This is a genomic window from Photorhabdus sp. RM323S (genome assembly GCF_042879375.1).
Classification (GTDB): domain Bacteria; phylum Pseudomonadota; class Gammaproteobacteria; order Enterobacterales; family Enterobacteriaceae; genus Photorhabdus; species Photorhabdus tasmaniensis.
Window position 1 is genome coordinate 1 of sequence record NZ_JBHFKZ010000158.1, and the last position, 996, is coordinate 996.

The following is a 996-nucleotide window of genomic DNA, read 5'->3' on the forward strand; positions in this document are numbered from 1 at the left end:
AAACTCGGTTATGGCTGGATGCGAAAAGGCGAGAAAAAAACAGTCAAAACAACAGGAAGTCGAACTCGTCTGAATATATTGGGTGCACTCAACCTGAATGCCATTGGTCATACGGTGTTCCAGGAATATCAAACCCTCAATGACTACAACATGTGCTGTTTTTTCAATGAAATAAGAAAGTCTTATCCTGACTATCATCAAAAAATTCATCTTATTGTGGATGGAGCGGGTTACAACAAAGCGCATCTTGTGAAGGAGTGGGCTTATGTTAGCAATATTGAGTTACATTACCTTCCTCCATACAGCCCAAATTTAAACCCGATAGAGCGATTATGGAAGGTCATGAATGAACATGTTCGAAATAACCGTTATTTCGCTAATAAACATGAACTTCGAAACAAAGTATTTAAATTTTTCACCACAACGCTACCTGATATAGCGGACTCGCTGATGTCTAGAATTAACGACCATTTTCACTTTGTCAGTTGGAAGTTTCATCCAATATTATTTTAGATCGCCTGCACAATTTACGTTTTGCGGATAACTATAATTATCAAGAAACAGGAGTGTATACACGAGGGCCTTCCAAACTTCTTTTGAGTTTTGATCCAATAATATCTTCTACTTCGGGAAATGGTTGTCCTGATCTGAAAATCACTATGGAAACGATGGAATAGGAACCTTATTTGGTGCATCGCTAGGTACGGCAACTGTCGCTGTACTTTACAGCATTGATCCAAGTCGTGAGGGTTTTTCCCTGATTTTACTTGGGCTACTGTTTATTACTTTCTGTTGCACCATTCCAGCACTCAAACTACGGCATTAATCCCAGTTGTAGTGCGGGCACATAACTCTGTGCCCAGATTTTAGGGAGAGGAATCAGTAATAAAGTAAATTATAAGCATGTCGGTTAGTCCATTTTTTGCACTAACTCTATTAGATCAAAGTCCTAACCTTTTGGCTAGGACTTTGTCAGCGGTCTGATACGCCCCCTTT

1 protein-coding gene is annotated in these 996 nt (G+C 39.6%); it reads left to right on the top strand.

Going from position 1 to position 996, the window contains the following annotated elements; all coding sequences use genetic code 11:
• A partial coding sequence (locus ACGF7G_RS22410; RefSeq protein WP_387468483.1) for an IS630 family transposase occupies window positions 1-513 on the top strand: 513 nt, incomplete at its 5' end.
• Window positions 514-996: the final 483 nt, after the last annotated feature.